Annotated in this window: 1 protein-coding gene; it reads right to left on the bottom strand. The window is 60.8% G+C overall.

Annotated elements, in window-relative coordinates; all coding sequences use genetic code 11:
- Window positions 1–383: lyase family protein (locus tag AACS18_RS23185; protein WP_258228870.1), on the bottom strand; the 383-nt coding region annotated here is incomplete at both ends.

Raw genomic sequence — 383 nt, 5'->3', positions numbered from 1 at the left:
CCCGCCTGCATTTCTGGCAGGTTGATCTCTTTCAGTGCGGTGCGCGGGCCGGAGGAGAGCAGACGCAGGTCATTACAGATCTTGGACAGCTTCATGGCCAGACGCTTGATGGCGCCGTGCAGCATGACGTAGGCGCCACAGTCGGAGGTCGCTTCGATCAGATCTTCTGCCGGCACATAGGCACGACCGGTGATCTCGGCCAGACGCTTGATGGCCAGTGCAGAGTACTCGGGCGGAGTGTTCAGACCGGTACCGATGGCGGTCGCGCCCAGGTTCACTTCCAGCAGCAGCTCCTGGCAACGCTTGATGGACTTGATCTCTTCACGCAGGGTCACGGCGAATGCGTGGAACTCCTGACCCAGGGTCATCGGAACCGCATCTTG

The organism is Aeromonas sp. HMWF015, from assembly GCF_963878965.1.
Classification (GTDB): domain Bacteria; phylum Pseudomonadota; class Gammaproteobacteria; order Enterobacterales; family Aeromonadaceae; genus Aeromonas; species Aeromonas veronii.
The sequence above is the reverse complement of the archived record's forward strand: the minus strand, read 5'-3'. Positions and strand labels throughout refer to the sequence as shown.